This window comes from Bacteroides timonensis (genome assembly GCF_000513195.1).
Classification (GTDB): domain Bacteria; phylum Bacteroidota; class Bacteroidia; order Bacteroidales; family Bacteroidaceae; genus Bacteroides; species Bacteroides timonensis.
On record NZ_CBVI010000056.1, the window covers coordinates 33,228 to 58,954 of the forward strand.

At 41.4% G+C, this 25,727-nt stretch carries 17 protein-coding genes; 16 read left to right on the forward strand and 1 reads right to left on the reverse strand.

From position 1 onward, the window contains the following. Positions 1-6 precede the first annotated feature (6 nt). The 8 genes from BN161_RS11575 to BN161_RS11610 all read left to right on the forward strand — a co-directional run bounded on the left by BN161_RS11575 (position 7) and on the right by BN161_RS11610 (position 13,779). Positions 7-1,233, forward strand: coding sequence for a 6-bladed beta-propeller (locus BN161_RS11575; RefSeq protein WP_044266240.1), 1,227 nt, complete (start codon positions 7-9; stop codon positions 1,231-1,233). 156 nt (positions 1,234-1,389) lie between these two features. Continuing rightward, the gene (locus BN161_RS11580) at positions 1,390-2,544 is read left to right on the forward strand and encodes a 6-bladed beta-propeller (protein WP_044266243.1); all 1,155 of its coding nucleotides are present in this window, start codon (positions 1,390-1,392) and stop codon (positions 2,542-2,544) included. A gap of 122 nt (positions 2,545-2,666) precedes the next feature. Beyond that, on the forward strand, positions 2,667-3,266 hold the full coding sequence (locus BN161_RS11585) for a hypothetical protein (RefSeq protein ID WP_044266246.1): 600 nt from the start codon (positions 2,667-2,669) through the stop codon (positions 3,264-3,266). Between the two features lie 163 nt (positions 3,267-3,429). Further along, complete coding sequence (locus tag BN161_RS11590; RefSeq protein WP_044266247.1) at positions 3,430-4,662, forward strand: DUF4934 domain-containing protein; 1,233 nt, start codon at positions 3,430-3,432, stop codon at positions 4,660-4,662. Positions 4,663-4,839: 177 nt separating this feature from the next. Beyond that, positions 4,840-5,934 (forward strand): efflux RND transporter periplasmic adaptor subunit, encoded by a 1,095-nt coding sequence (locus BN161_RS11595; protein ID WP_044266250.1) that lies wholly within the window; start codon positions 4,840-4,842, stop codon positions 5,932-5,934. Continuing rightward, positions 5,927-8,992 (forward strand): efflux RND transporter permease subunit, encoded by a 3,066-nt coding sequence (locus BN161_RS11600; protein WP_044266253.1) that lies wholly within the window; start codon positions 5,927-5,929, stop codon positions 8,990-8,992. Before BN161_RS11595 ends, BN161_RS11600 begins: the two co-directional genes overlap by 8 nt. A gap of 4 nt (positions 8,993-8,996) precedes the next feature. Beyond that, positions 8,997-10,472: a TolC family protein gene (locus tag BN161_RS11605; RefSeq protein ID WP_044266255.1), complete on the forward strand. Its 1,476-nt coding sequence runs from the start codon at positions 8,997-8,999 to the stop codon at positions 10,470-10,472. Between the two features lie 19 nt (positions 10,473-10,491). Then, on the forward strand, positions 10,492-13,779 hold the full coding sequence (locus tag BN161_RS11610; protein ID WP_044266258.1) for an efflux RND transporter permease subunit: 3,288 nt from the start codon (positions 10,492-10,494) through the stop codon (positions 13,777-13,779). Between the two features lie 77 nt (positions 13,780-13,856). Here the strand turns inward: BN161_RS11610 and BN161_RS11615 are convergent, their stop codons facing one another. Continuing rightward, positions 13,857-15,215 (reverse strand): ATP-binding protein, encoded by a 1,359-nt coding sequence (locus BN161_RS11615; RefSeq protein ID WP_044266283.1) that lies wholly within the window; start codon positions 15,213-15,215, stop codon positions 13,857-13,859. A 411-nt stretch (positions 15,216-15,626) separates the two neighbouring features. Here BN161_RS11615 and BN161_RS11620 point away from each other — a divergent pair, with 411 nt between their 5' ends. The 8 genes from BN161_RS11620 to BN161_RS11655 all read left to right on the forward strand — a co-directional run. Further along, positions 15,627-17,066, forward strand: coding sequence for a tetratricopeptide repeat protein (locus BN161_RS11620; RefSeq protein WP_044266261.1), 1,440 nt, complete (start codon positions 15,627-15,629; stop codon positions 17,064-17,066). A gap of 292 nt (positions 17,067-17,358) precedes the next feature. Continuing rightward, the gene (locus tag BN161_RS11625; RefSeq protein ID WP_244436475.1) at positions 17,359-17,580 is read left to right on the forward strand and encodes a hypothetical protein; all 222 of its coding nucleotides are present in this window, start codon (positions 17,359-17,361) and stop codon (positions 17,578-17,580) included. 63 nt (positions 17,581-17,643) lie between these two features. Next, positions 17,644-18,750: a 6-bladed beta-propeller gene (locus BN161_RS11630; RefSeq protein WP_044266265.1), complete on the forward strand. Its 1,107-nt coding sequence runs from the start codon at positions 17,644-17,646 to the stop codon at positions 18,748-18,750. Positions 18,751-18,787: 37 nt separating this feature from the next. Next, a complete protein-coding gene (locus BN161_RS11635; RefSeq protein WP_044266267.1) occupies positions 18,788-20,338 on the forward strand; it encodes a vitamin K epoxide reductase family protein in 1,551 nt (516 codons plus the stop codon). Continuing rightward, the gene (locus BN161_RS11640) at positions 20,335-22,545 is read left to right on the forward strand and encodes a peptidase domain-containing ABC transporter (protein ID WP_125910797.1); all 2,211 of its coding nucleotides are present in this window, start codon (positions 20,335-20,337) and stop codon (positions 22,543-22,545) included. Before BN161_RS11635 ends, BN161_RS11640 begins: the two co-directional genes overlap by 4 nt. Before the next feature lie 19 nt (positions 22,546-22,564). Beyond that, positions 22,565-23,875, forward strand: a complete 1,311-nt coding sequence (locus BN161_RS11645; RefSeq protein WP_044266274.1) for an HlyD family secretion protein — start codon at positions 22,565-22,567, stop codon at positions 23,873-23,875. 116 nt (positions 23,876-23,991) lie between these two features. Then, a complete protein-coding gene (locus BN161_RS11650; RefSeq protein WP_044266276.1) occupies positions 23,992-25,029 on the forward strand; it encodes a DHH family phosphoesterase in 1,038 nt (345 codons plus the stop codon). Positions 25,030-25,132: 103 nt separating this feature from the next. Next, positions 25,133-25,727 (forward strand): DUF4827 domain-containing protein (locus tag BN161_RS11655; RefSeq protein ID WP_044266277.1); only part of this gene is annotated, 595 nt, incomplete at its 3' end.

Here is a 25,727-nt window from a genome sequence, read left to right on the forward strand (position 1 = left end):
TATACTATGAAAATGTTAACACTGTTAATGGCATTAATGCTGGGCATGCTGACTACTTCCGGTGAAGAGAATGGCAATACTGTTACTGAAACTTGCTATGTGATGAATCTGGATAGTGCCGAAAAATTAGAAAATATGACCTATTCTTCTTTATTTAGCAAGGCGGGGATCATTGTTCTGGAAGATACGGATGAATCTTTGTTGGGAAGAGTTGATAAAATAGAATTCCTTGATAATAATTTGTACGTATTGGAGAAAAGGAGGGGGCTATTTCTATTTGATAAACAGGGTAAATTTGTGAAAAGGATAGGAAGTAAAGGAAATGGGCCCAGTGAATACGTATCGCCAGATGATATAACTATTGACAAGAAGAATAAGAAAATATATATACTGGATTCTCAAACTCAGAGAGTCTTGAAGTATAGTAGTAATGGAGTTTATGAGAACTCGTTTAGCTTAGAGAATAAGCGTACACGGTCTACTTATATTCAGTGTTTTGAAAATGCGTTGTATACGGACTTGTATACATTTGATAAATCCCGAAATCAGTTTCTTTTGAGCAAAGTGGATATTACTAACGGAAAAAGAACCTCTTTTCAGTTAAATGCTTCCCAATATAATAAAGGATGGAACGAATTATTCAGTACTAATCAGCATACTTTTGTTTCTGATCCTGCTGGAAAACCTAAATTTATGCAGATTTTTATGGATACAATATTCGAAATAACCCCTAAAGGAATAAAGCCATATATTGCTGTTCAAAGTAAAAGTTTGGTGACAAAGAAAGATATGGAAGATCAAATGGCTCAGAATAATATGTCAGATCCTAGGGTCATTTCGAAAATATGCGATGGGTTGACGAAAGCTAAGAAGATATATAGTATGTATGATTATTGGGAAACTGATGAATATATTCATTTGAACTATCAAGTTGGGATGTATGGATATACTGCTCTCTATAACAAGAAAACCAATATGACTTATGTGATGACTGGTTTTAGTGACGATTTGTTCTATACAGATAAAGCGGAAACTATGTTGACTTTTAATACTGCCACGTTCGACAAGAACCGGATATATTGTATAGGGATGAACGATGGTTTTACAAAAGATATACTTTTAAAGAATTTAGAAAAAGGCGGAATAAACTCTCATATAGAAGGTGCTGATAAATTGAAGACATTGACGGAGGATTCTAATCCTATTATAATATATTATGAGTTTAAAAAGTGATAGGCTTGTAAATAGGGGGTGCAAGATTGTAGTGCTCTTTCTGTTTAATGCAAAATAATAGTCCTGTTTTTAGTATGAAACGTAAAACATATGGAAATAAGTGATATTTTTACAGGTAGAATTAAATTAGTGTCTTTGCCTAATCGTCCAATTACCATGAAGAATTACTTTACCCTATTTCTCTGGTTGCCACTTTTCTTTTCATGTGGTCCTGCTCCCCTTCAATCGTATGAGGCAATAAAAGAGATAATGATAAATCCTGAAGAAGTAGAGCCTATCTTAGATTTGTCTGAAGTATTGGAGGACTCGATCGAGATTATTCCATTGGAAACAAATGACAAATGCCTCATTTCTAATATTAAGCGAGTTGAATTTTATAAGGATAAGATATATGTGCTTGATGAAACTAATGGAATATTGGTTTTTGATTCGCAAGGAAAGTTTCAGAATCGTATTGGAAGGCAGGGAAATGGCCCCGGTGAATATGTACGATTGTGGAATTTTACTTTTAAAGGAGATTCGATTCTAATGAAGGAGATGGTTGGACAGAAGTATATTATCTATGATTTGAATAGCGATTTCTATCGGGAAATTCCCTATGACACTTGGCATTTTGAGGTGTTATTATTTGGAAATGATACAATTTATCAGATATCGAATTATGATACGGATAAGCAGGGTAATTATAATCTTTTTAAGTTCGATTTAAGAACTTCTGAGGTGATTGCATCTTATATCTCTTATGAAGAAAAGTATAAAAATAGATCAGGGAATGGATTAAACAGGTATGCCAGCAGGTTTGGTGATGCTGCTACTTTGATTTATCCGTTTAATGATACCATTTATACAGTAAAAAAGGATACGGTGTATCCTTCTTATGTTCTTCATTTCACTTCAAGAAATCTTCCTGAAGATGTAGATGTGGATCGGGAGGATTTTTCCAGATATGTTCATCGTAACAGGTTTTTGAAAGGATTGGAATACTTACAGAGTACGGAGCGTTTTATGTTGGGGTATTATGTGGATTATGATCAGTTTAAGTATCTTCTTTATGATAAGCAAACTTCTGCATACAAAGTGGGTAGTATGGTCCAATTGTCCGAATTGGGAGAGTTGAATATGCATTATTTTTATACCACAACTACCGGTGACCTGATTTTCGTGAAACAGGCAGAATGGCTGATTTCTTCCTGGAAGTGGGCGAGAGAAAAGTGCTCGGATATGTATCGAGACAAAATGGATAGACTGATTGTTTCTTTAAATGAAGATTCTAATCCGGTATTGTTTAAAGTTCGCATGAAGTCGTATTAGTAAGGCTGAAGATAATGAGGATTTATAATATATAGTATTGCAGCTTATGAAAAAGATACTTATTGCCGCGAGTTTATTATGTTTATTTGCCTGCCAGCACAAGCAGGAAGATAAAATAGAAAATGGATATTGCTTTGGCCAGATATTCTCCCGTTTCTAAGGAACTTAAGGTGCTGTCAACTTATGATGGTTTTTTTGATGATGGCATTCAGCGTTTTGGATCATTGTTCTTTCGCTCAGGTAGTTCCCTTTATTTTTATAAATTGTTTTCAACTGAATTGTGTGAAGTCACAGAGAATGGTATCAAGAGTTATTTAGATTTTCCTTCCACTCGTTGGGCTACTAAAGATATGATGAAGAAATGGCGGAAGAATATACAGGCTGTATATACGGAAGATAAGGAAGTGCTACGTGGAATAAGTGCATTCTATGAGACTGATGAATATACCTATATTGACATAAATAGTTTCCCTTCGATTGCACTGTTGAAGAATAAACAGACCGGAGAACTTACAAAACCAGATTTTATCTCCGGAAAAATACGTTCTTATCGGGCAGTGAATGGTGCTACTAATGATTGTCTTATTTTTCTTACTTCATCAGAATCAGAAAACATAGAGTATATTCTTGAACATGACACCGATATGCTTCCTGAAGAACGGGAGGCTTTGAGCCACTTGTCTGATGATGATAATCCGGTATTGATGTTCTTGAAATTTTAAAATCCCCATATTTCCCTTATCCAACGATAAGCGACGCATCTTGAAGATACTTTAAAATAAACCTTTTTACTTCTTTAACGATAAACTTTAGTTTTAAAACTAAAAATATTAGTTTATTTGCGGAGATGTTATAAATGTTGAATCTGAAAACACACAAAGAATTATGAGAAAAGGATGGTTGTATGCCACGGGCTTATCTTGTCTGATGGCGGCTTGTACCGGTACTCCGCAATCTTCTGCAGATGGATTATGTTCTATTATTGATGTGGCGGGAGCTATGGAAAAGCCTGTTGAATTGAAACTTTCGGAATTAGGAAGCGATGTACGCTATGTTCCGTTGGAAACAACGGATTCGTGCTTGGTAGGTGGAAGTCCGAATATTCTGTTGCTGGATAAAGAGATTGTTGTCTTTTCACGTCAAACCTGTTTTGTCTTTGATAAAGAGAGCGGTAAGTTTTTAAGTAAAGTAGGACATTTGGGCGATGATCCGGAAGCTTATTCAACTGCGGCGCCTACTTATAATGATGTAAACGGTCTGCTTTATTTTATGCGTAGACCCGGTAAATTACAGAAATATGATTTGCAAGGTAATTACCGTGGTGGTGTAACGATACCTACCCCTCCGGATTCACCGAGTGATTTCAGCTTTACAGATTCCGTGATAATAGGTCGTTACGGTAATATTGTAGGTGATAACGGGCGCGCTTTGCTGTTATTTAATGAAGCGGGAGAACAGCTAGATACGGTGCCCAGTCTACTTCCGGTTTTGCCTAATAGAGGAGTAGATGACATAAACAGTATCAGCGTCAAAAAGCAGGGAAATGCAGGTATTATTCTGACTACATTTAAAAGTGGAGATGCCTCGGCAAGTGTAGCGGGTATTCCTTTCCTGTGGAAGAGTGATAATAAGATACGTTACAAAGAGAATTTCAATGATACCATTTATACAGTGAGAGGAAATGAGCTGACACCTTATATCGCATTCTCCACAGGTAAATGGCATTGGGGCGCCGAAGCACGTACTGAATCCAAAGATAACGAAAAACGCTTGTTGGTGGGATGTATTTTTGAGACGGATCATACTGTTTTTTTTCAGTGTATCCGGGGACTGTATACAGATGAACCGGAAACGTTTAACGGAATCTACGACCGGAAGGCAAATACTACCCAGATGTATGCCGAAAAGGAAGGTATAAAAGATGACCTGACCGGCTTTATGGCTTTCCGTCCCAAGGCATGCAGTGCACAGGGAGAATATGGAATGATTATTGATGCCGGAGAAGTGATGACCTGGTTGGAAGAAAATCCTGAAGCGGCAGAAAATGAAAAACTTTCGGCACTGAAAGAATTGACGGATGATTCTAATCCGGTAGTGATTATTACAGTCCCTAAATAAGGAAGGAGGTATGTTCTTGTCCACCTGTTTGGGAATGGACAAGAATATACTTATTTGATAATTAGAAAAGTAACAGTTTGTACCCAGTCTCGTTTTGTCCATCTATATATGGCGGCTCGTAAAGGGAAAACGACTATTTTTGCATACACTAAGTGTAAACGGAAAAACTAATATAGAATGATAAAGACACAGAACTACCGGTTTTTGATCTGTCTGGCACTATTTGCGTTGGCAGCATGTTCCGGTGCGAAAAAAGAAGAAGCCGCCGATGAAGGAGTAGCTACCGTATTGCCGGATGAGAAGAATGAAGTGACCGTGTTGCCTTTGAAGCGGCAAATATTCAATCACGAGTTGGTGAGTAATGGCAAGATAGTGGCCGGAGGAATGGCAGATTTGCGTTTTGAAAGTTCGGGTATCGTGGCGCAGATTTATGTGAAGAACGGTGACCGGGTACACAAAGGACAAAAACTGGCAGAGCTGGATAAATTTCGTTTAAAAAATAAGACCGCACAGTCCAAAGATGCTTTGGAGAAAGCTAAGTTGGAATTGCAGGACGTATTGATAGGGCAGGGGTATGCAGCGGATGATACTGCCAATGTGCCCGATGATATCATGCAACTGGCACGGGTAAAAAGCGGCTATGATCAGACCCTTTCTCAATATGAACTGGCTAAATACGAAGAAGAACATGCCACTCTGGTTGCTCCTTTTGACGGAGTGGTGGCTAATCTCTTTTCCAAACCCTATAATGCTCCCAGCAGTTCAGACGCTTTCTGTACAATTATCGGTTCACAGGGCATGGAAGCTGATTTTACTGTATTGGAGAGTGAACTCCCCCTTATCAAAGGTGGCGACAAAGTGGTTGTTATCCCTTATGCAGATCCTTCTGCCAAATATGAAGGACGTATCTCCGAAATCAATCCGCTGGTGGACGATAAAGGCATGGTGAAAGTGAAGGCCGTTGTCAACGGACAGGGCAAGCTCTTTAATGGCATGAACATACGGGTTAATGTACATCGTTCGCTAGGTGAACAGCTGGTTGTTCCGAAGAGTTCCGTGGTATTGCGTTCCGGTAAGCAGGTGATTTTTACACTGAAAGATAATAAAGCGAAATGGAACTACGTACAGACCGTACTGGAAAATTCCGATGAATACACGATTGTGGAAGATGAAGTGCAAGAAGGAGATGTGGTGATTGTGACAGGCAATGTGAACCTGGCTCATGAGGCACCGGTGAAAGTTATTGAAAATAAAAATAAAAGGGGTGGTTAAGTTCTTGATACAGCGGCCCATTGCCGTATTGATGGCGTTTACCGCATGTTTTATTGTCGGTATGGTAACGTATTTCACGTTGCCGGTATCTCTGCTGCCGGATATTGCCATCCCGGAGATTACAGTACAAATCTCGGCACAGAACACTTCTGCGCGTGAGTTGGAGAATACAGTGGTGAAACCATTGCGCCAACAACTTATTCAGGTGGCTCGTCTGAAAGATATGGATAGTGAGGCGCATGATGGGGCAGGTCTTATCCGACTGAATTTCGACTTCGGCACCAATACGGATCTTGCTTTTATCGAAGTGAATGAGAAGATTGACGCCGCCATGAACTACCTGCCTAAGGATACAGACCGTCCTAAAGTGGTAAAAGCAAGCGCTACCGATATTCCGGTATTCTATCTCAGCCTCACCCTGAAGAATGACAGCGCTTACGGACAAACGGACGAACGTGCTTTCCTCGACCTGTGTGAATTTGCCGAAAGCGTCATCAAACGGCGTATCGAGCAGCTGACAGAGGTAGCTATGGTGGATATCACAGGATTGGTGGAGCGCCAGTTGCAGATTGTTCCCGATGAAAATAAGCTTGCCGTACTGGGACTTTCCATACAGGATGTAGAATCTGCTCTTGCCCAAAATAATGTGGAACCGGGAAGTATGACCGTACGTGATGGATATTATGAATACAATATCAAGTTCTCCACTCTGTTGCGTACGGAAGAGGATGTGAAGAGTATTCTTATTAACAAAAACGGACGCATCATCCGTCTGGAAGAGTTCTGCCGGATAGGTATTGTTCCCGTCAGGGAAAAAGGCGTATCCATGAGCAATGGTAAACGGGCAGTGACATTGGCCATTATCAAGCAGGCGGACGAGAATATGGATGACATGAAGCAGGCCATTGGCGGCACCATGAATTATTTTCAGAGTGTATATCCTGACATTGAATTCAGCGTTAGCCGAAACCAGACAGAACTTTTAGATTATACTATCTCCAACTTACAACAAAACCTTTCGTTGGGCTTTCTATTTATCTGTATCGTGGCCGTACTCTTTCTGGGGGATGTCAAATCTCCTTTCATCATCGGACTGAGTATGGTAGTTTCCATTGTGATCTGTTTTCTCTTTTTCTATCTGTTCAAGATGTCACTGAACATCATATCCCTGTCCGGATTGATTCTTGCACTGGGTATGATGATCGACAGTTCCATCATCGTAACTGAAAATATTTCTCAATATCGGGAAAAGGGTTACTCGCTGAAACGTGCCTGTATTGCGGGCACCAGTGAGGTGATTACTCCGATGCTCAGTTCCTCATTGACGACCATTGCGGTGTTTGTACCACTGATCTTTATGAGTGGTATTGCCGGAGCCATTTTCTACGATCAGGCTTTCTCGGTAACCGTTGGATTGATGGTTTCTTACTTCACGGGCATCATGTTGCTGCCGGTGCTCTATATGCTGGTTTACCGGACGGGACTGCGCAAATCATGGTTCTCGCGTATTCGAATCAATAATCCTATAAAGGATCATACACTCGATCGTTTCTATGATGCCGGGATTGATTTTATATTTGCTCATAAAACGGCAAGCGTATTGTTCTGCATCGTTTCCGTGCCATTGTGTGTATTCATGTTCTATTTCATAGGAAAAGAGCGTATGCCGGAAATAGATCAGAACGAGCTGATAGCCCGTGTGGAATGGAATGAGAATATCCATGTGGACGAGAATCGTCGCAGGGTAGACAATTTATTTGAGTTGTTTAAGACAGAGACTATCGAACAGACTGCCGCCGTCGGACAACAAGACTATCTCCTGAATCGGGAGCAGGCTCTTTCTTCTTCGGAAGCAGAACTTTATTTCAAGACAAAGAATCCCTCTGAGATAGTCCCTTTGCAGGAAAAGGTTTACCGTACCCTCAAAGCGGAGTATCCGTTGGCCGTGATTTCTTTTTCGCCCCCCGAGACGGTATTTGAGAAACTGTTTGTGACGGGAGAAGCCGATGTTGTGGCTGAACTCTATTCCCGCAACAAAGAAAAAGTGCCGACAGCGGATGAATTACGTAATCTGGAAGCTGAGTTTGCTACCCGCACAGGATATGCTCCCACGGGTATTGCCTTTGAAAATCAGCTGAATATCCGTATCAATAAAGAAAAATTGCTACTTTATAATGTTTCGTATGACGAGTTGTATCGCATACTGAAAACAGCTTTCAAAGAAAATAGCATAGCTACTCTTCATTCTTACCAGCAATATCTGCCTATCAGCATTGTGGGAGAGGAACAAACTGTTAACAGTATCTTACAGGAAACACTTGTTCCGACACGGGCGGATCAATATGGTGTTGAGTATCTGCCTTTGCGTGAGCTGGTATCAGTGGCACCGGCGGAAGATCTGAAAGCGATTACCGCAGGACGTAACGGAGAATATGTTCCGTTCCGTTTTTATGAAGTAAAAGAGGCGGAACCGCTTATGGAGCAAGTGAAGGAGGTGGTGGATGCTACCGGTGATTGGGATACCGCTTTTTCAGGAAGTTTCTTCTCTAACCGGAAGATGCTGGATGAACTGGTGGTTATTCTGTTTATTTCCATTCTGTTGATGTACTTCATTCTGGCGGCACAGTTCGAGAGTTTTGTGCAACCGTTTATAGTGTTGTTGGAGATACCGATAGACGTAGCGTTTGCCCTGGTACTGTTGTGGATATGCGGACATACGCTGAATCTGATGTCTGCCATCGGTCTGATCGTTACGTGCGGTATTATCATCAACGACTCCATCCTGAAACTGGATGCGATCAATGAATTGCGTAAGACGGGGATGCCGCTTCTGGAAGCTATCCATGAGGCGGGAAGGCGCAGGTTGCGTCCTATCATTATGACCTCGCTGACCACCATCTTTGCCATGGTGCCGTTGCTGTTCTCTTTCGATATGGGATCGGAATTGCAGAAGCCGCTTTCCATTGCTATGATTGGGGCGATGTTTATCGGTACGCTGGTCAGTCTGTTCATTATCCCTTTGATATATTGGTTTATTTACCGGAACAAAAAAGCTTGATACAATGAAGAAACTTAGTTTGATAATTCTATTCGGACTTTCTCTGATGCTTCCTGCCATTGCGCAACAGCAGGTAACGCTGGACTTGCAGCAGACGATTAAGATGGCGAACGACAGTTCGCTGGAAGCTTTCCGTACCAAAAATATGTATCTTTCAGGCTATTGGGAATATCGTACCTATAAGGCAAATCGCTTGCCGAGCCTGACGCTGAATATGACTCCTGCACAGTATAACCGTGACATTACGAAGCGTTATGACTCCGAACAGGATTTGGATATTTACCGTAGCCAACAGTCTTTCTATGCCTATGGTAACCTGGCAGTCAGGCAGAACTTTGACCTGACGGGTGGCACTTTCTATCTGGATACCGAGTTGGGCTATATGCGTAGTTTCGGTTCCAATCCCTACACGCAGTATACCAGTGTTCCCGTTCGTTTAGGTTATTCGCAAAGTCTGGTAGGTTATAATCCTTTTCGCTGGGAACGAAAGATTGAACCGCTGAAATACGAGAAAGTAAAGAAAGAATATATCTACAATGCTGAGCAGGTATCCGAACAGGCCACTACTTATTTCTTTGCACTTGCCATGGCGCAGGCTGAGTATGACTTGGCAAAAGAGAATGTCGCTTCTTCCGATACGCTTTATCGTATTGGTATGCAACGTCTGAAGATAGCCTCTATCAGTCGTGCCGATCTTCTGACGCTGAAGCTGGACGTGGTGAATGCCCGTAACACTTTGCAGAATGCTGAAAGTTCATTGAAACGTGCCATGTTCTCGCTGGCTTCTTTCCTCAATCTGGAAAAGAATACAGAGATACGGCTTCTTCTCCCTAGCCGTCCCGGAGAACTAAACATTCCTGTAGATGCTGCCTTGGATGCCGCCCGTTCCAACAACCCGAACTTCCTGGAATTGCGCCAGGACATATTGGAAGCAGAACGGAATGTAGACAAGACCAAGAAAGAATCCCGCTTCAACGCCAGTATCAACGCCAGTGTCGGTTTCAACCAGGTGGCGGAGAAATTTGGCGAAGCCTACAACCGGCCTATGCAGCAGGAAATGGTATCTGTCAGCGTCTCCATTCCTTTAGTGGACTGGGGAGTGCGTAAGGGGAAATATAATATGGCCCGTAACAATCTGAATGTAGTAAAGACCTCTTCCCGTCAGAACGAAATCAGCATTGAAGAAGAAGTCATTATGACCGTAAGTGATTTCAATGTCCAGCAAGACTTGGTGACAAGTGCCGAAGAAGCCCTCGACCTTTCCATCCTGGCATACAATGAAACCCGCCAACGCTTCATCATCGGTAAGGCGGATATCAGTAGCCTTACCTTGTCATTGAACCGTCAGCAAGAAGCCCAGCGCAACTATATCTCAGCCCTGAAAAACTATTGGCTGAACTATTATAAAATCCGCAAGCTAACCCTGCACGATTTTGCCAGCGGCTTCTCTCTTTCTGACAAATTCGATTATAGTCACTAATCACTAATAGTTAATCACTATGAATCGCCTTTCCCCTTTTACCCTCATCGTCACCTTTGTCTGTCTGGCACTGGTGGGTTTGGCCTTGGTTCCGATGCTTCCGGTCAAGCTGAATCCGTCGCGCACATTGCCGGGCTTTACGGTGCACTTTAGCATGCCGGGTACTTCGTCGCGGGTGGTAGAGATGGAGGCGACAAGCAAACTGGAGTCCATGCTGGCCCGCATCAAAGGGGTAAAGGGAATGTACTCTACTTCAAGCAATGGCTACGGTTCCATTACGGTAGATCTGGATAAACACGCTGATGTGGATGCGGTACGTTTTGAGGCTTCTACTATTATCCGGCAGACATGGTCGCAACTGCCTTCCGGAGTCAGTTATCCGTATATCGACATGAAGGTGCCCGATGCGAATACAGCCCGTCCGTTCTTATCGTTCACACTGAATGCACCGTCCACGCCTATACTGATACAGCAGTATGCAGAAGAACATATCAAGCCGCGTCTGGCTAAGTTGCAAGGCATTTATAAAATAGATTTAAGTGGTGCTACCCCGATGGAATGGCGGTTGGAATACGACAGTGAACAATTGCGGACGCTGGGAATCAGCATTTCTGATATCCAACGGGCCATCCAGTTACATTATAATAAAGAGTTTCTGGGAACGCACAACATGGATACGGCCGGTGGTAAGCAGTGGATACGTCTGGTCTTGATACCGGATGGAGTCAGCGGGCAATTTATTCCTTCAGACATCACGGTGACTGCTTCGGACGGCAAGATTATCCGCTTGGACGAGTTGGTGACTGTAGCGCGTATGGAAGAAGCCCCCCAAAGCTATTACCGTATCAATGGTCTGAATTCCATTTATATGTCTGTCACGGCCGTAGAGACTGCTAACCAATTGCAACTGAGTAATGAAGTGATGCAGGAAATGGAAGCAATACGTCTGACTTTGCCGCCCGGCTACGAGGTGCATACCAGCTATGATGCTACGGAGTATATTCGCGAGGAACTGAATAAAATTTATTTCCGTACGGGGCTGACAGTACTGATCCTATTGGTATTTGTCTGGATTATTACGTTGAATCTGAAGTATCTGTTGCTGATCGTTACCAGCCTGGCTATCAACATTTCCGTGGCGGTTATTTTCTATTATCTTTTCGGTTTGGAGATGCAACTGTATTCATTGGCAGGGATTACTGTGTCCTTGAATCTTGTGATAGACAGTACCATTGTGATGACGGATCACATCTTGCACAGGCGTAATCTGAAAGCTTTTATGTCCGTGCTGGCGGCTACCTTGACCACAATGGGGGCTTTGGTTATTATCTTCTTTCTGGATGAGAAAATCCGCCTGAACCTGCAAGACTTCGCAGCTGTGGTGATTATTAATCTGGCGGTATCTCTTTTCGTGGCTCTCTTTTTTGTTCCGGCCATGATTGATAGAATAAAGCTTGTCAAGAAGTCTTCGGAAAAGGCCTCTCGACTGGGTTGGTGGAAGAAGATTCGTCTTTACAGATGGATGCAGAGTGTGAAACACTGGGTGCGGAGTCATATACGTATTCGCAGGCTGACTGTTTACTTCACGCATTTCTATCAGTTGCTCATCCGTTTTCTTCTGCGCTGGAGGGTGGCGGTGTGCATTTTGCTCCTGCTTGGTTTCGGGCTGCCCGTTTTCCTTCTTCCTGAGAAGTTGGAGGGTGAAGGTAAATGGATAGAACGGTATAACAAGACGTTGGGCTCCTCTACTTATAAAGAGAAAGTGAAACCTGTGGTGGATAAGGCTTTAGGTGGTAGTCTTCGTTTGTTTGTGCAGAAAGTGTACGAAGGCAGTTATTTTAGTCGCAACGAAGAAGTGGTGCTCTATGCGAATGCGAACTTACCGAATGGAAGTACGCTGGAACAGATGAATACGCTGGTGAAACGTGTGGAAACTTATCTTAGCGGCTTCAAGGAGATTAAGCAGTTTCATGCTTCTGTCTATAATGCACGCAGAGCTAATCTTCAGATTTATTTCAAGAAAGAGTATCAGCATAGTGGTTTCCCTTATACGTTAAAGGCGAATCTGATTGGTAAAGTATCTGAGTTAGGAGGTGGCAGCTGGGATGTATATGGCTTGCAAGATCAGGGCTTTAGTAATGATGTTCGTGAGAGCGCAGGTTCTTATCGCATCAAGATGTATGGCTACAATTATGATGAACTCTATGCATGGGCCGAAAAGCTGAAGGAGGTGTTGCTTTCGCACCGTCGCATCAAGGAAGTGTTTATCAAGTCGGAATTTTCCTGGTGGAAAGACGATTATCAAGAGTTTTACTTTAATCTGAATAAGGAGCGTATGGCTCAGGAGGGGATTAATGCCCAGCACTTGTTCTCCGCTATCCAGCCGATATTCGGCAAGAATATGCAGGTGGGTTCGGTGGTGACGGAAAGCGGTACGGAAAGTATTCGACTTTCTTCCCGGCAGTCTCACGACTATGATGTATGGGCCATGCAGTTTTTTCCTTACGGTGTGGATGGCGGAAAGCATTATAAACTTTCCGAATTGGCTACGGTAGAGAAGGGGCAGATGCCGCAACAGGTAGCCAAAGAGAATCAGCAATATCGTCTTTGTCTGCAATATGAGTATATCGGCTCGTACGAGCAAGGCAATAAAATACAGAAGCGGGACTTGGAAGAGTTTAATAAATTGCTTCCGATGGGGTATACTGCTGAATCGGATAGTCAATCGTGGTCATGGGGTAAGAAAGAAAACAAGCAATACCTGTTGTTGCTGGTTGTGATTGCCATTATCTTCTTTACAACGAGTATTCTGTTCAATTCTCTGAAACAGCCTTTGGCTATTATCTTTGTTATTCCGGTATCTTATATCGGAGTGTTCCTTACATTCTATTGGTTCCGCCTGAATTTTGATCAGGGTGGTTTTGCTTCGTTTGTGCTGCTTTGTGGTATTACGGTAAATGCCAGCATCTATATTCTGAATGAGTATAACAGCATCCGTAGCCGCTTTCCCCGGCTTTCTATGCTTCGGGCATATACAAAGGCGTGGAATGCAAAGATACTGCCTATTTTTCTTACGGTAGTTTCCACCATTCTGGGTTTCATTCCGTTTATGGTGGGGACGAATAAGGAAGCTTTCTGGTTTCCGTTGGCTGCGGGTACTATTGGCGGATTGGTTATGTCTATTATCGGTATTTTCTTCTTCTTGCCGGTGTTTAGTTTGAAGAGGAAAGAGGTTGGCAAATACCATAAAAAAGGTATTAAGGCCCCAAAAAAGAAGTTTGCAGGCAGGAGCTGCCGTTCCCTCTAATAGAAACTCGCGTTTCTCCTAATGGGAACTGTCGTTTCCTTTAATGGGAACGCTCGTTCCCTCTCGTGGAAACTGTATTACAAGCAGAAAGTCATGTAGGCAGGCAGATATACTACTTCTTCCTTTACATTCAGGTTTTTAGGATGGATCACATAACTCTCCCCTATGCGCTGATGAAAGGTCTCGTTGAAACGGGTGAGTGAACGAATGGTATATTTGTCATTCGATTTCACCTCTATTGGAAAGATTTTATATTTTAATTTGCTATGGTTCGAGAGAATAAAGTCTATTTCCATGTCGTTGCGATGCTTCTCTTCATTGTATCGGGTATAAAAGTAAAGCTTGTGTCCGGCAGCCACAAGCATCTGCGCGATTACGTTTTCATAGAACATACCCTCGTTCACTGATAGTTTTCCCAACAAAATTTCCCGGTAAAGTTCTCCGTCGGAGATTTCATTCTCGTCAAATGTATGGCTGATGAGTAGCCCGGTATCACCCATATAACACTTCACATAGGTCCTGTCTTCATTCAGTGAGAGCCCTACATTGGGATCTGAACAGTTAAAACATTCGTTGGCAATCATCGAATCGGAGAGCCAAAAGAAGGTATCGTGATATTTGGGGAAGCTTGCCCCCTTCTCAATGCGGTTCATCAGCACCCGTCTTTCCGAGCGCGAGAGAAAGGCTGGAATCTGGTCAAAGATGCTCAGCACGCTCGACCTGTATCCAGACCTTATCTTCATTATATCATTCCGATACAGTGTCAGTATATCCCTTTTTTCCATATCGGCCATCTCAAAGCTCCGGTTATTCTCAAGGTATGCCGACAAGCTTTTTGGCATACCACCTACAATCATGTATTGCCGGAACAGCAACATAGCCTTGGCGTGAAGCCCCTGTTCCAAAGGCTCTTTTTTATCAAAGCATTGGCGGATATATGCCATCAATGGTTCTTCACCCATTGCCCAGGCAAACTCCTCGAAGTCCATGGGGTACATGGACAGTGCTCTCTCTTCTGATGGAATAGTTATATCCTTTACATTTTCTTTTATGGATATGAGTGAACCTGTCTCTATATAGTCGAATCGCCCGTCTGCTACCAGATACTTTATCGCTTGCCGGGCTTTCGGGAACTGTTGTATCTCATCAAATATGATAATGGACTCCTTCGGGTAAAGTTTCACACCGTATTCTGAAGATAGAATCAGAAAAAAGGTGTCGAGGTCATTCATGTAATTGTTGAAGGCTGAAATAACCGAGTCACTTATCTTGTTGAAGTCTATCAAAAGATAACTCTGGTATTCACTCTTTGCGAACTCTTCCACAAGGGTGGACTTGCCTATCCGTCGGGCACCTTCTATCAGAAGTGCCTTAGTGCCTGCCGCCTGCTGTTTCCAGACAAGCAATTTGTTGTACAATTTACGTTTAAATATCATGTTGTTCAATATTAATCCTTCTATCAATGCGCAAATTTAGTGATATTTCTGCAATGCGCAAACTTAATATAGTCTTAAAACCCTGCAATACGCATTTTTGTAAATCATTGTTTTACCTGCAATGCGCACTGTTTTACGAATCTTTTTGTACCAGCCTAGAAAAGTAGACACTAAAAATAATCTTTAGTTAATACTATTTTTTAAAGTAGTCAATACTACATTTTTTATTGCAGCAGCTCTATAAAATGGACACTGAAAAAAAATATTCGATAATTGATTTTTTGAAAAGAGGGCTTCAGGATAGGAACGGACTGGCTTTCTTTTCAAAGGCACTGGCAGAAATGCGCGCATAAAGTCGAAGATGTTTATTAAAATCAGTATATTTGTTGCACCATACATGAATGATAACCTATGCATATTATACTGAGATTGCTATTACTACGGGAAATGCTGTTCTGTTTATTGCTTTTTGGGGGGATGATTGTGTTTGCGTCATCTTGCCAGCATCCTATAGAGGAAGCTCCCATTTGCAGTACCACCACCTTACGGGCTACCGACACAGTGCAAAGTCCGTCTCTGAAAGCTTCTATCTATTGTTACTATGGCCGTCGATACCTGAATGGACATAACTATGAGGATGCACTGCAATGCTTTTCACAAGCTGCCGGCATATTCGAAAAGAAATCACTGACCGCTTCTTATGCCAATACCTTGCGAAATATGGGGCGGGTTCATCTTTTATCTTCGCGTCCGGACAGTGCCCTGTATTATTATCTTCAAGCGCAGGAGGCAGTGGCGGACTTTGACCTGACTCTTTTTATGGATATTTCTACTGAATTATCCATTGTCTGCCATAATGTGGATGATTGGGAAGAAGGAAAGCAACAAATGCTTCAATACCGGAGAATATCGGCAACGGACGAACTTCCGATGCGGCGGGTTTCCAATGGGATGTTTCTGATGAAAGAGAATTTTGTGAGAGGAAGGAATCGAAATCTGAACCTGTTGCAGGGCGAAGAGTTTAAAATCAAAGACTACAGGCAGTTTGCTTCCGAATATCAGGAACTTTATGCAAGCTGGTGTAAAATGAATGAGGATCAATTGGCTTTAGACCGTGAAATAAAGGAGAAGTACAATAGTGAAATCTTGAAAAATGAGAATCAGCGGATAAGAAATGAGCTGTTAAATCGTAAAGTATGGTTGCTTTCTATCGGTTTCGGAGCCATGCTTTTAGTTGTAGTTGGCTTTGTGGCTTTTCACTTATACAAACGGAATGTTCAGAGGAGGATTGAACATTTGCTTACTCGCCTGAAAGAGAATGAGAAACAATTGGATGAAGGAAGACTGGAATCGGAAGAAAAACGGCAGCAATTATTACAAGAAAATCATGAATTGTCTCGGAGGATAGAGAAGTTGTTCGTCCGGCAGAAAGATAAGGATGAGTTGAACTCTTATTTGCAGAAACTGAATGTATCCTATACAAAGCAATTGAAAGAATATCAGGAAATTCATTCCTTATTGCCTGTTGAGCGTACGCTTGCACTAAGCCGGTTGTGTCAGTTGCGTTGCCAACCGGCATATGGGCTGGTGAAGTCGGATGAGGAATGGATGGAGGTATTTGGAGTAATCGATACTCTTTATGGTGATATGTCGGAGAAACTGGACGGTTATAAACTGGGTATGCAGGAGCGGAGGATATGTTATCTTATCCGAGCCGGGTTCACGAATGGCATGATTGCCATTGTTTCTAACGTAACTGCCGATGCTATTGCGAAGTCAAAGCAGCGTATGAAGAGTAAATTTTTGTTGTCCGGTGGTGATGCTTTTGATGATTTTATACGGAAGTTGTAGAGAATAAAGAGAATGTCTTGTCCGGTTGAGGTTCTTCTTTTTATCTTTATTACAGAGGTAATATTTTGATTTATAGTGCTATATCTGATTTGATTTTTGTCCGGTATCTTTTCTTGTTTAAGTGTAGTATCCTGCCTAATTTTGCTACATTCCAAGTCGGGATGTTAGCTGCATTCCAACTTTGATACTGATACCGTATAGTATTAATTGTAACGGAGTAGCTGGCTGTTGTGATGGATAAAACGGAAGTTTCCTTATTGTTTTATTAAAATCTATGCTTATGAAAAAGATTTTGAATGTCTCGGAAATGAAGCAGGTGCGTGGAGGGGCGGTTCCTTCAAGTATGTGCGGTGAAGGTGAGTCACTATATACTTGTGCTACCATTTGGGTGGGAGGAGGCCGTTCTAGTGGCTCCGTTTGTGCTACAAGCGGAGCAATGGCTCGCACGAGCGTAAACTTGATTTATTATGATCAAGGTGTTAAAGATGATGTAGCAAGTATTCGTTGTACGTAAGTTTTGATTGATTGCATAGGGGAACAGAATTTTATTCTCCTATGTAATTCACAACTATAAAGTATGAAAAAGATAGTTTGTATAATATATATTTTTTTGTGTTCATGCCATAGTCAGTCTGACAGTAATCTAATGGTTTGGCATTATGATGATTTCATAAAAAGAGATGTGAAACTCTCTGATATAGCGGACAAGGTAACAATCATTCAACCCGATTCTATTGATTATAAGGGGGCTAGAATTGTGCATGCTTCATCTTTTTTCTTGGCTGGAACGGAGCAGGGTATATTGAGGTATGATAAAGAAGGGCATTTTATGAATAGGATAGGGGGAATAGGGCAAGGGCCGGGTGAATATAGTAGACTTTATCAAATGGCAATAAATGAAACAGACCGGATTATTTATGTTTATCGTATGGATACTTCTACATTATTATCTTTTTCTTATGAAGGGACTTTTCTAAATAAATATTCTCTTCAACTTCCTGAAAAGTGGGCATGGAAGTTTTATTATTTGAAAGGCAAGCTTTACTTTTATTATAGTGTAGAAGCTGATGATAAATTGCGTTCTTGTATGTATGCCATAACAGATACAATAGGGAATTTATTATCTTTTAAACAAGACGAAAGTATATATTTTGCTTCAGGTAATTATCCGAGTTTCCCTTCTGACCATATCGGACTTTTTGGTGATGCTATGTTAGCTTGGAATCAATATAGTGATACCATCTATCGAATTTCAGAAAAAGGGGAAGAGGTTCTTGCTGTATGGGGTAAGTGGGATAAGCGACTGACTCCTGCCAAAGTGGAAAAGGAAGAATATTATCAATCTATGATAATATATACTATAATAGAAACGGTTTATTATTATTTGTGTATATGGCGTCCTTATGACATAATGAAGAACCAATGGAATTATTGTTTTTATGATAAAACATCTGGGAAGTTATTTAATTCAGAGGGAATCGTCGATGATTTATGTGGACTTTCTTCTGTAATTCCATCTAACTATTACGTGATGGATGGTTATGAATATTTGGAATGTGGCTATCCAACTTATAAACTATTAGATGCTTGGTTGGTTTCTGATAATTCTGAAATACGGAAACTAGCTGAGAACATAGATGAAGAAGGTAATAATGTATTGATACGGATTCGGCTGAAGAAATAAGATGAATAAGTTAATAGCATAGATATCTGAATATACAATGAAAACACTTTTATCGAGTTATCTAAGAGAATTACATATCCCCTTTACAAGAAGTTTTGCCGATAAACTTTTTGCAGAGCATCCGCATCGCTATAACTTGTATGGCTTGTCGGATATGTTGTCTGTCTATAAAATAGAGAATGCTGGAGTACAAGTGGAAGATAAGAATTTGGGGGAATTGACTTTTCCGTTCGTGGCTCACGTTGGTAATGATTTTGTAGTCGTGAGACATTTATCCGGACAAATGGTGGAATATATTTGGCGTGGGAAACAAATATTTGTATCTGCAGATGAATTTAAAAGATTATGGTCGGGCATCGCACTTGTTGCCGAACCGGGAAAGTTATCAGTAGAACCGGAATATAAAAAACATTGGAAAGCGGAATTTTTGAGTTCAGTTCAGAAAATAGCTATGATTCTGATTTTAGCTATTTTATTGTTATTGGGATGTTTGCAACATCAGTTGTTCTCTTCTGTGGTAGGTAGCTTATTGTTACCAATTAATTTGGCAGGTGTAGGGGTAACTTATTTACTATTGCTGAAACAGGGTAAAGTACAAAGCGAGTATACTGATAAAATTTGTTCTTTATTTAAACAAGGTGATTGTAATAGTGTGCTGGAGTCTGAAGCGGCTAAGCTATGGGGAGTATTTAGTTGGAGTGAAATAGGACTTGGCTATTTTGTATCAAGTCTTATCATGACAGTATTTTATCCCCAATGGGGACCCTACTTGGCTCTTGTCAATTTATTGTCTTTACCTTACACGGTTTGGAGCGTTTGGTATCAGTATAAGGTGGCTAAACAATGGTGTCCGTTGTGCTTGTCTGTTTTGTTGCTGCTTTGGCTGACGGCTATTGTCAATGTTTGTGTAGGATGGCAGTGGCCGGCTTTTGAAATACAGGAGATTCTGTTTGTTGTCATACTTTATTTACTCCCTTTCTTAGCTTTACACCTTCTGGCTGAACGTTGGTTTCGTTCAGAACAATTAGAGAGTGTAAAGTATGAATTGAGTAATCTGAAAGCATCAGAGAATGTTTTTCTTTCTCAATTAGAACAACAGCCTCGTTATGAGGTTGGTGCTGTCACTTCTCAAATTCTTTGGGGATGTCCGCAAGCAAAGTTGCGTATTGCGATCCTGACTAATCCGCATTGTAATCCATGCGCACGGATGCATAAGCGTATTGGCATATTACTGAAACAAATGGGGGACAAGGTTTGTGTGCAATATATTTTTTCATCTTTCAATAAAGAGCTTGAAAACAGCGTCCGGTTTCTTCTTGCCGTTTATCAACAGGAAAAACGTGATAAGGCTGAAAGGATTTATAATGAGTGGTTTGCAGGAAAGAAGTATTTGGGTGAAACCTATATCATGACGTTTGGTTATGATTTGGGAACTACGGAAGTTTCTCAAGAGTTGGGTAATCATAATGAATGGCAATATAAAAACAGGTTAACGGCAACTCCCACTATTTTAATAAACGGTTACCAGTTGCCGGATAATTATAAGATTGAAGATATGAGGTATTTGGGGGATTTAAATATCAATTGATGAAACATTCATTTCCATACTATCATCAGGCGGATGCAATGGATTGTGGTCCTACCTGTTTGCGGATGATTGCTAAATATTATGGTAAAAGCTATTCATTACAGACATTGCGTGCACGCTCATTTATATCCCGTGAGGGAGTATCACTATTGGGGATTAGTGATGCGGGAGAGGCTATTGGTTTTCGGACGTCGGGAGTTTATGTATCATTTGAACAATTTATTACGGATGTACCGTTACCTTGCATCTTACATTGGAACCAAAACCATTTTGTAGTTTGCTATGGCATTAAAAAAAGAAAAGGGGAGTATTGGTTTCAGATTGCTGATCCCGGAAAACAGATGGTGACTTATAATGAACAGGAATTTAAGAAGTGCTGGCTGTCGACAAGGACAGAGGGAGAAGATGTCGGTACAGCATTGATATTGGAACCCGGACCGGACTTTTATCATCGTGAGGATGAACCGGAAATTAGAGAAAGAGGATTGCTTTTCTTTCTGAGATATCTCACCCCTTATAAAAAGCAATTGATACAGTTGATATTGGGGATGCTAACAGTCAGCTTGTTGCAACTGATTCTCCCTTTTCTGACGCAGTCATTGGTGGACGTAGGTATCCGTGATAGTAATTTGAATTTTATCATTCTGGTACTGATAGCACAAATCATAATATCTGTATCGCAACTTTCGGTAGAGTTTATTCGCAGCTGGATACTGTTACATGTTAATACACGTATTACTATCTCTTTAATATCTGATTTTCTGGCTAAGTTAATGAAATTGCCATTGCACTTCTTTGACTCAAAAATGGTAGGTGACATTATGCAACGTATCGGTGATCATGAACGTATTAAAACGTTCCTAACAGGGTCATCTATTACCACACTCTTTTCCTTTGTCAATTTCTTTATTTTTGCCTTTGTACTTGCTTATTATAATCTCACAGTATTAGGTATTTTCTTATTAGGCAATATTTTGTACGTTTGTTGGATACTCGTTTTCATGAAGTATCGGCGTGAACTGGACATACGACGCTTTGCACAAGCTGCCGGAGAACAAAGCAGTCTGATACAGATGGTGACTGCCATGCAGGAAATCAAACTGAACAACTGTGAAACGCAAAAACGCTGGCAATGGGAGCGCATACAGGTGAAATTGTTTAAAATCAGTATAAAGGGGTTGGCATTGGGACAGGTTCAGCAAGTGGGCTCTATTTTCTTTAATCAGACCACGAACATTGTAATCTCATTCATTGCGGCAAAGGCGGTGATAGATGGGCAGATGACTTTGGGTATGATGATGTCTCTTACTTATATTATCGGGCAGTTGAGTTCTCCGGTTTCTTCTTTTATCAGTTTTGCTCAGCAGTTTCAGGATGCGAAGATTAGCTTGGAACGTCTGAATGAGATACATAGCAAAAGGGATGAAGAACAGGATATCTCATCGAAACTGACGGTGTTGCCGGAAAAGGGAGATATTCGGATCGAGAATCTGTCGTTCAGTTATGATGGTGCAGACAGGGATTATGTGCTGGATGATATTTCTCTTCATATTCCCCGACATAGGGTGACAGCTATTGTTGGAGCGAGTGGAAGCGGTAAAACCACTCTGATAAAGTTGATGCTCGGCTTCTATACTCCCAATAAAGGAATTGTCAAAATACAGGATACTCCGTTGGAAAATATTAATCCGCATCTATGGCGTGCCCGAACTGGTTCTGTGATGCAGGACGGTTTCATCTTTTCTGAAACAATTGCCCAGAATATTGCAGTGGGCGAAGAGCTGATTGATATTGAACGCTTGCGGCATGCGGTGACTATTGCAAATATTCGTGATTTTATAGATTCTCTACCGTTAGGATATAACACTAAAATTGGTATGGAAGGAAATGGTATCAGTCAGGGACAACGACAACGCATTTTGATAGCCCGTGCCGTTTATAAGAATCCGGATTATCTGTTTTTTGATGAGGCTACTAATGCTTTGGATACCAATAATGAACGTGAGATTATGGAACATTTGTACGAATTCTATAAGGGCAAGACGGTCGTGGTGGTGGCTCATCGGTTGAGTACGGTGAGAGATGCGGACAACATAATAGTGCTGGATAGAGGGAAGATTGCGGAAGAGGGAACTCACCTGGAACTGACTGAGCGGAAAGGTTTGTATTATCAGTTGGTGAAAAATCAATTGGAACTGGGTAATTAGAAATTTGTAACTCAATACTGTGGAAGAAGAGAAGAAATACAAGGAGATAGAACTGCGTAGTGAAGAAGTGCAGGAAGTTATGAATCACATTTCACCTTGGGTGGTGAGGTGGGGGATAACGGTGCTATTTATTATTCTACTTGTTATATTGGTTGGGTGCTGGGTCTTTCGATACCCAGATGTGCTGCAAGCGGAAGTAACTCTGACGACTGAAGAACCTCCGGCTTTTATCTTGGCACGTTCAGCAGGAAAGATTGATACGTTGTATATAAATAATGGTGGCATGGTGCAGGCAGGCGAGCGTTTGGGGGTAATTCAGAATACTTCTGTTACTGAAGATGTACTGTGGCTGACAGATTGTATGAAAGAATGGAAAGAGGCCGGTTATGAACCGGATAAGGGAGCGGACTATTTTATAGGTAAACGCTTGCAATTAGGGGAACTGCAATCGGTGTACGCTTCTTTCATAATTTCTCTTTCGGATTATGTCCGTTTTATTGAGCAGGACTATTACACAAAGAAATTGAATGCCGGAAGAAAGCAGCTGGACGGGCAACGTTCTTATCTCAATCTGGCGCAGCGTGAACATACATTGACTGAAAAAGAAATGAAATTGGCGCAAAGTATGTATGACCGGGATTCCATCCTTTTTGAAGGAGATGCTATGATTGCAGTAGAATTTGAAGAGTCGGGTAGTCGTTATTTGCAGAGTCTGCGTACCAGGGAAACTTCCGGCATGAGTTTGTTGCAAGCTGAAATGCAATTGGAGCAGCAGGAAGAAAACTTGTTGGATTTGGGCAAGCAGGCTTATGATGAAGAACAAAACTACAGACTTGAATTGAAGAATGCAGTGGAACAGCTTGAAGCTCAATTGAGTTCGTGGGAACAGAGCTATTTGTTCTGTAGTCCGATTTGTGGCAAAGTAACTTTTATGACGGTTTGGAGCCGTAATCAGAATGTGGAATCAGGGGAGACAGTCTTTGTGGTACAACCTTCGAAAGATTCGAAAGTCGTTGGAAAGGCAAAACTTCCTTTGCAGGGTTCAGGAAAGGTACAGATAGGACAGAAAGTGCATGTACGTATGGATAATTATCCTGATCAGGAATTTGGTTATGTAAAGGGAAGGGTGGAAAGTATTTCTCCGGTTCCGACAGAAGACGGAGTATACATTGTGGAAGTCGCTTTGCCGGATGGCTTACATACAAACTATGGCAGAACGCTTCCCACAGTACGCGAATTGAAAGGGACAGCGGATATTATATTGGCGGACAGGAATGTATTGGAGCGTTTGTTAGCTCCGTTAAGGAAGATAGTGGAATACGAAGACTAAATAAAACTTTCGTTACTTTCCATCAACTCCCGAACTTTTTCGTACTTTTGTCGCCTCATATTATGAGTAGATGAATGGAATTATTCCGATTGTCTATATCTAAATCATAAAAGTATATGTTGACCAAAGTAATAGAACAAGCCAAGATAGACCACTTTGCCAGATGGATGGGACATGCGGAGAGAATCGTTATTGTAGCCCATGTGGCACCGGATGGTGACGCTATCGGTTCTTCATTAGGATTATGGCACTTCCTTAATTCACAAGATAAGACAGCCAACGTCATTGTGCCGAATGCTTTTCCCGATTTCCTGAAGTGGATGCCGGGCAGTAAAGATGTGTTGCTTTACGACCGCTACAAAGAGTTTGCTGACAAACTGATAGCTGAGGCGGAGATCATTTGCTGCCTGGACTTCAACGCTTTGAGCCGTATAGATGCGATGGCAAGTGCCATAAAGGCTGCCAAAGGAAAGAAAATATTGATAGATCATCACTTGTATCCCGAAGAATTCTGCAATATTACTATTTCGCACCCAACTATATCTTCCACTTCCGAGCTCGTATTCCGTCTGATATGCCGCATGGGCTACTTTAGCGAAATAACCAGACAAGGAGCGGAGTGTATTTATACCGGTATGATGACTGATACTGGTGGCTTTACTTACAACTCTAACAATCGGGAAATCTATTTTATTATCGGAGAACTGCTATCTAAAGGCATTGACAAAGACGATATTTACCGAAAAGTTTATAATACTTATTCCGAAAGTCGCCTGCGACTGATGGGGTATGTGCTTTCGCAAATGAAGGTGTATCCTGACTACCATGCTGCTTTGATATCACTGACCAAGAACGAACAGGGACGCTTCGACTATATCCGGGGTGACAGTGAAGGATTTGTAAATATTCCTTTGAGCATAAAGGATGTGCTTTTCTCATGCTTCTTGCGCGAAGATACTGAAAAGCCAATGATTAAAGTTTCGTTGCGTTCGGTAGGCACATTTCCCTGTAATCAATTGGCTGCCGAATTCTTCAATGGAGGTGGACATTTGAATGCTTCCGGCGGTGAATTCTATGGTACAATGGATGAAGCAAAGAAAGTTTTGGAGCGTGCTTTAGAGAAGTTTAAGCCTTTATTGAATGCGAAAGGATAAAAAAAGAGGGGCACAAAGGTTAAAAGATACGAACTTTCCTCGTAGAGCTTTCAACTTTCGACGAAATCGAATACTTTTGTACGGAATTACTAAATAACAGATAATGAAGAAACTTACATTATTCTTTTTGTCCTTGCTGGCATGTGGATTGGCTTTCCAGGCTTGTGATAATACCAAGACTTATGCAGAAATGCTGGAGGACGAAAAAGATGCTATAAAGGCATTTATACGGGACAGTAGTATCACTGTTATATCTCAGACTGAATTTTACAGAAACGACTCGACTACAAAGGAGAATGAGTATGTGCAGCTTGCCAGCGGTGTATATATGAATATCGTAAACAAAGGTTCTACTAATTTGGCCGATACCGTAAAGCCGAACGGCCAGATATTGGTTCGTTTCTCAGAATATAGCCTTATGGATAAAGTGACAACAGTATCTAATCTGGGTTATGCAGAGGTAGTCGATGAATTTAACTATAGAGTAACAAGTTCTTCTATTGCCGGCCAGTTTACACAGGGATTTATGCTCAATTATTATGGTCCTGCTGTCCCTGCCGGTTGGCTAGTGCCGTTGGATTATGTGCGTGATGGTGCGTGCGTTAAACTGATTGTTCCTTCTAAAATGGGACATAGCTCAGCTATGCAATCTGTATACCCTTATTATTACTATATTCAGAAATATCAAATCTATAAAT

Bases quoted from the DNA above. Each gene is read 5' to 3' on its own strand.
- BN161_RS11575 (WP_044266240.1), top strand. From the start codon at position 7: ATGAAAATGTTAACACTGTTAATGGCATTAATGCTGGGCATGCTGACT.
- BN161_RS11580 (WP_044266243.1), top strand. From the start codon at position 1,390: ATGAAGAATTACTTTACCCTATTTCTCTGGTTGCCACTTTTCTTTTCA.
- BN161_RS11585 (WP_044266246.1), top strand. From the start codon at position 2,667: ATGGATATTGCTTTGGCCAGATATTCTCCCGTTTCTAAGGAACTTAAG.
- BN161_RS11590 (WP_044266247.1), top strand. From the start codon at position 3,430: ATGAGAAAAGGATGGTTGTATGCCACGGGCTTATCTTGTCTGATGGCG.
- BN161_RS11595 (WP_044266250.1), top strand. From the start codon at position 4,840: ATGATAAAGACACAGAACTACCGGTTTTTGATCTGTCTGGCACTATTT.
- BN161_RS11605 (WP_044266255.1), top strand. From the start codon at position 8,997: ATGAAGAAACTTAGTTTGATAATTCTATTCGGACTTTCTCTGATGCTT.
- BN161_RS11610 (WP_044266258.1), top strand. From the start codon at position 10,492: ATGAATCGCCTTTCCCCTTTTACCCTCATCGTCACCTTTGTCTGTCTG.
- BN161_RS11615 (WP_044266283.1), bottom strand. From the start codon at position 15,215: ATGATATTTAAACGTAAATTGTACAACAAATTGCTTGTCTGGAAACAG.
- BN161_RS11620 (WP_044266261.1), top strand. From the start codon at position 15,627: ATGCATATTATACTGAGATTGCTATTACTACGGGAAATGCTGTTCTGT.
- BN161_RS11630 (WP_044266265.1), top strand. From the start codon at position 17,644: ATGAAAAAGATAGTTTGTATAATATATATTTTTTTGTGTTCATGCCAT.
- BN161_RS11635 (WP_044266267.1), top strand. From the start codon at position 18,788: ATGAAAACACTTTTATCGAGTTATCTAAGAGAATTACATATCCCCTTT.
- BN161_RS11650 (WP_044266276.1), top strand. From the start codon at position 23,992: ATGTTGACCAAAGTAATAGAACAAGCCAAGATAGACCACTTTGCCAGA.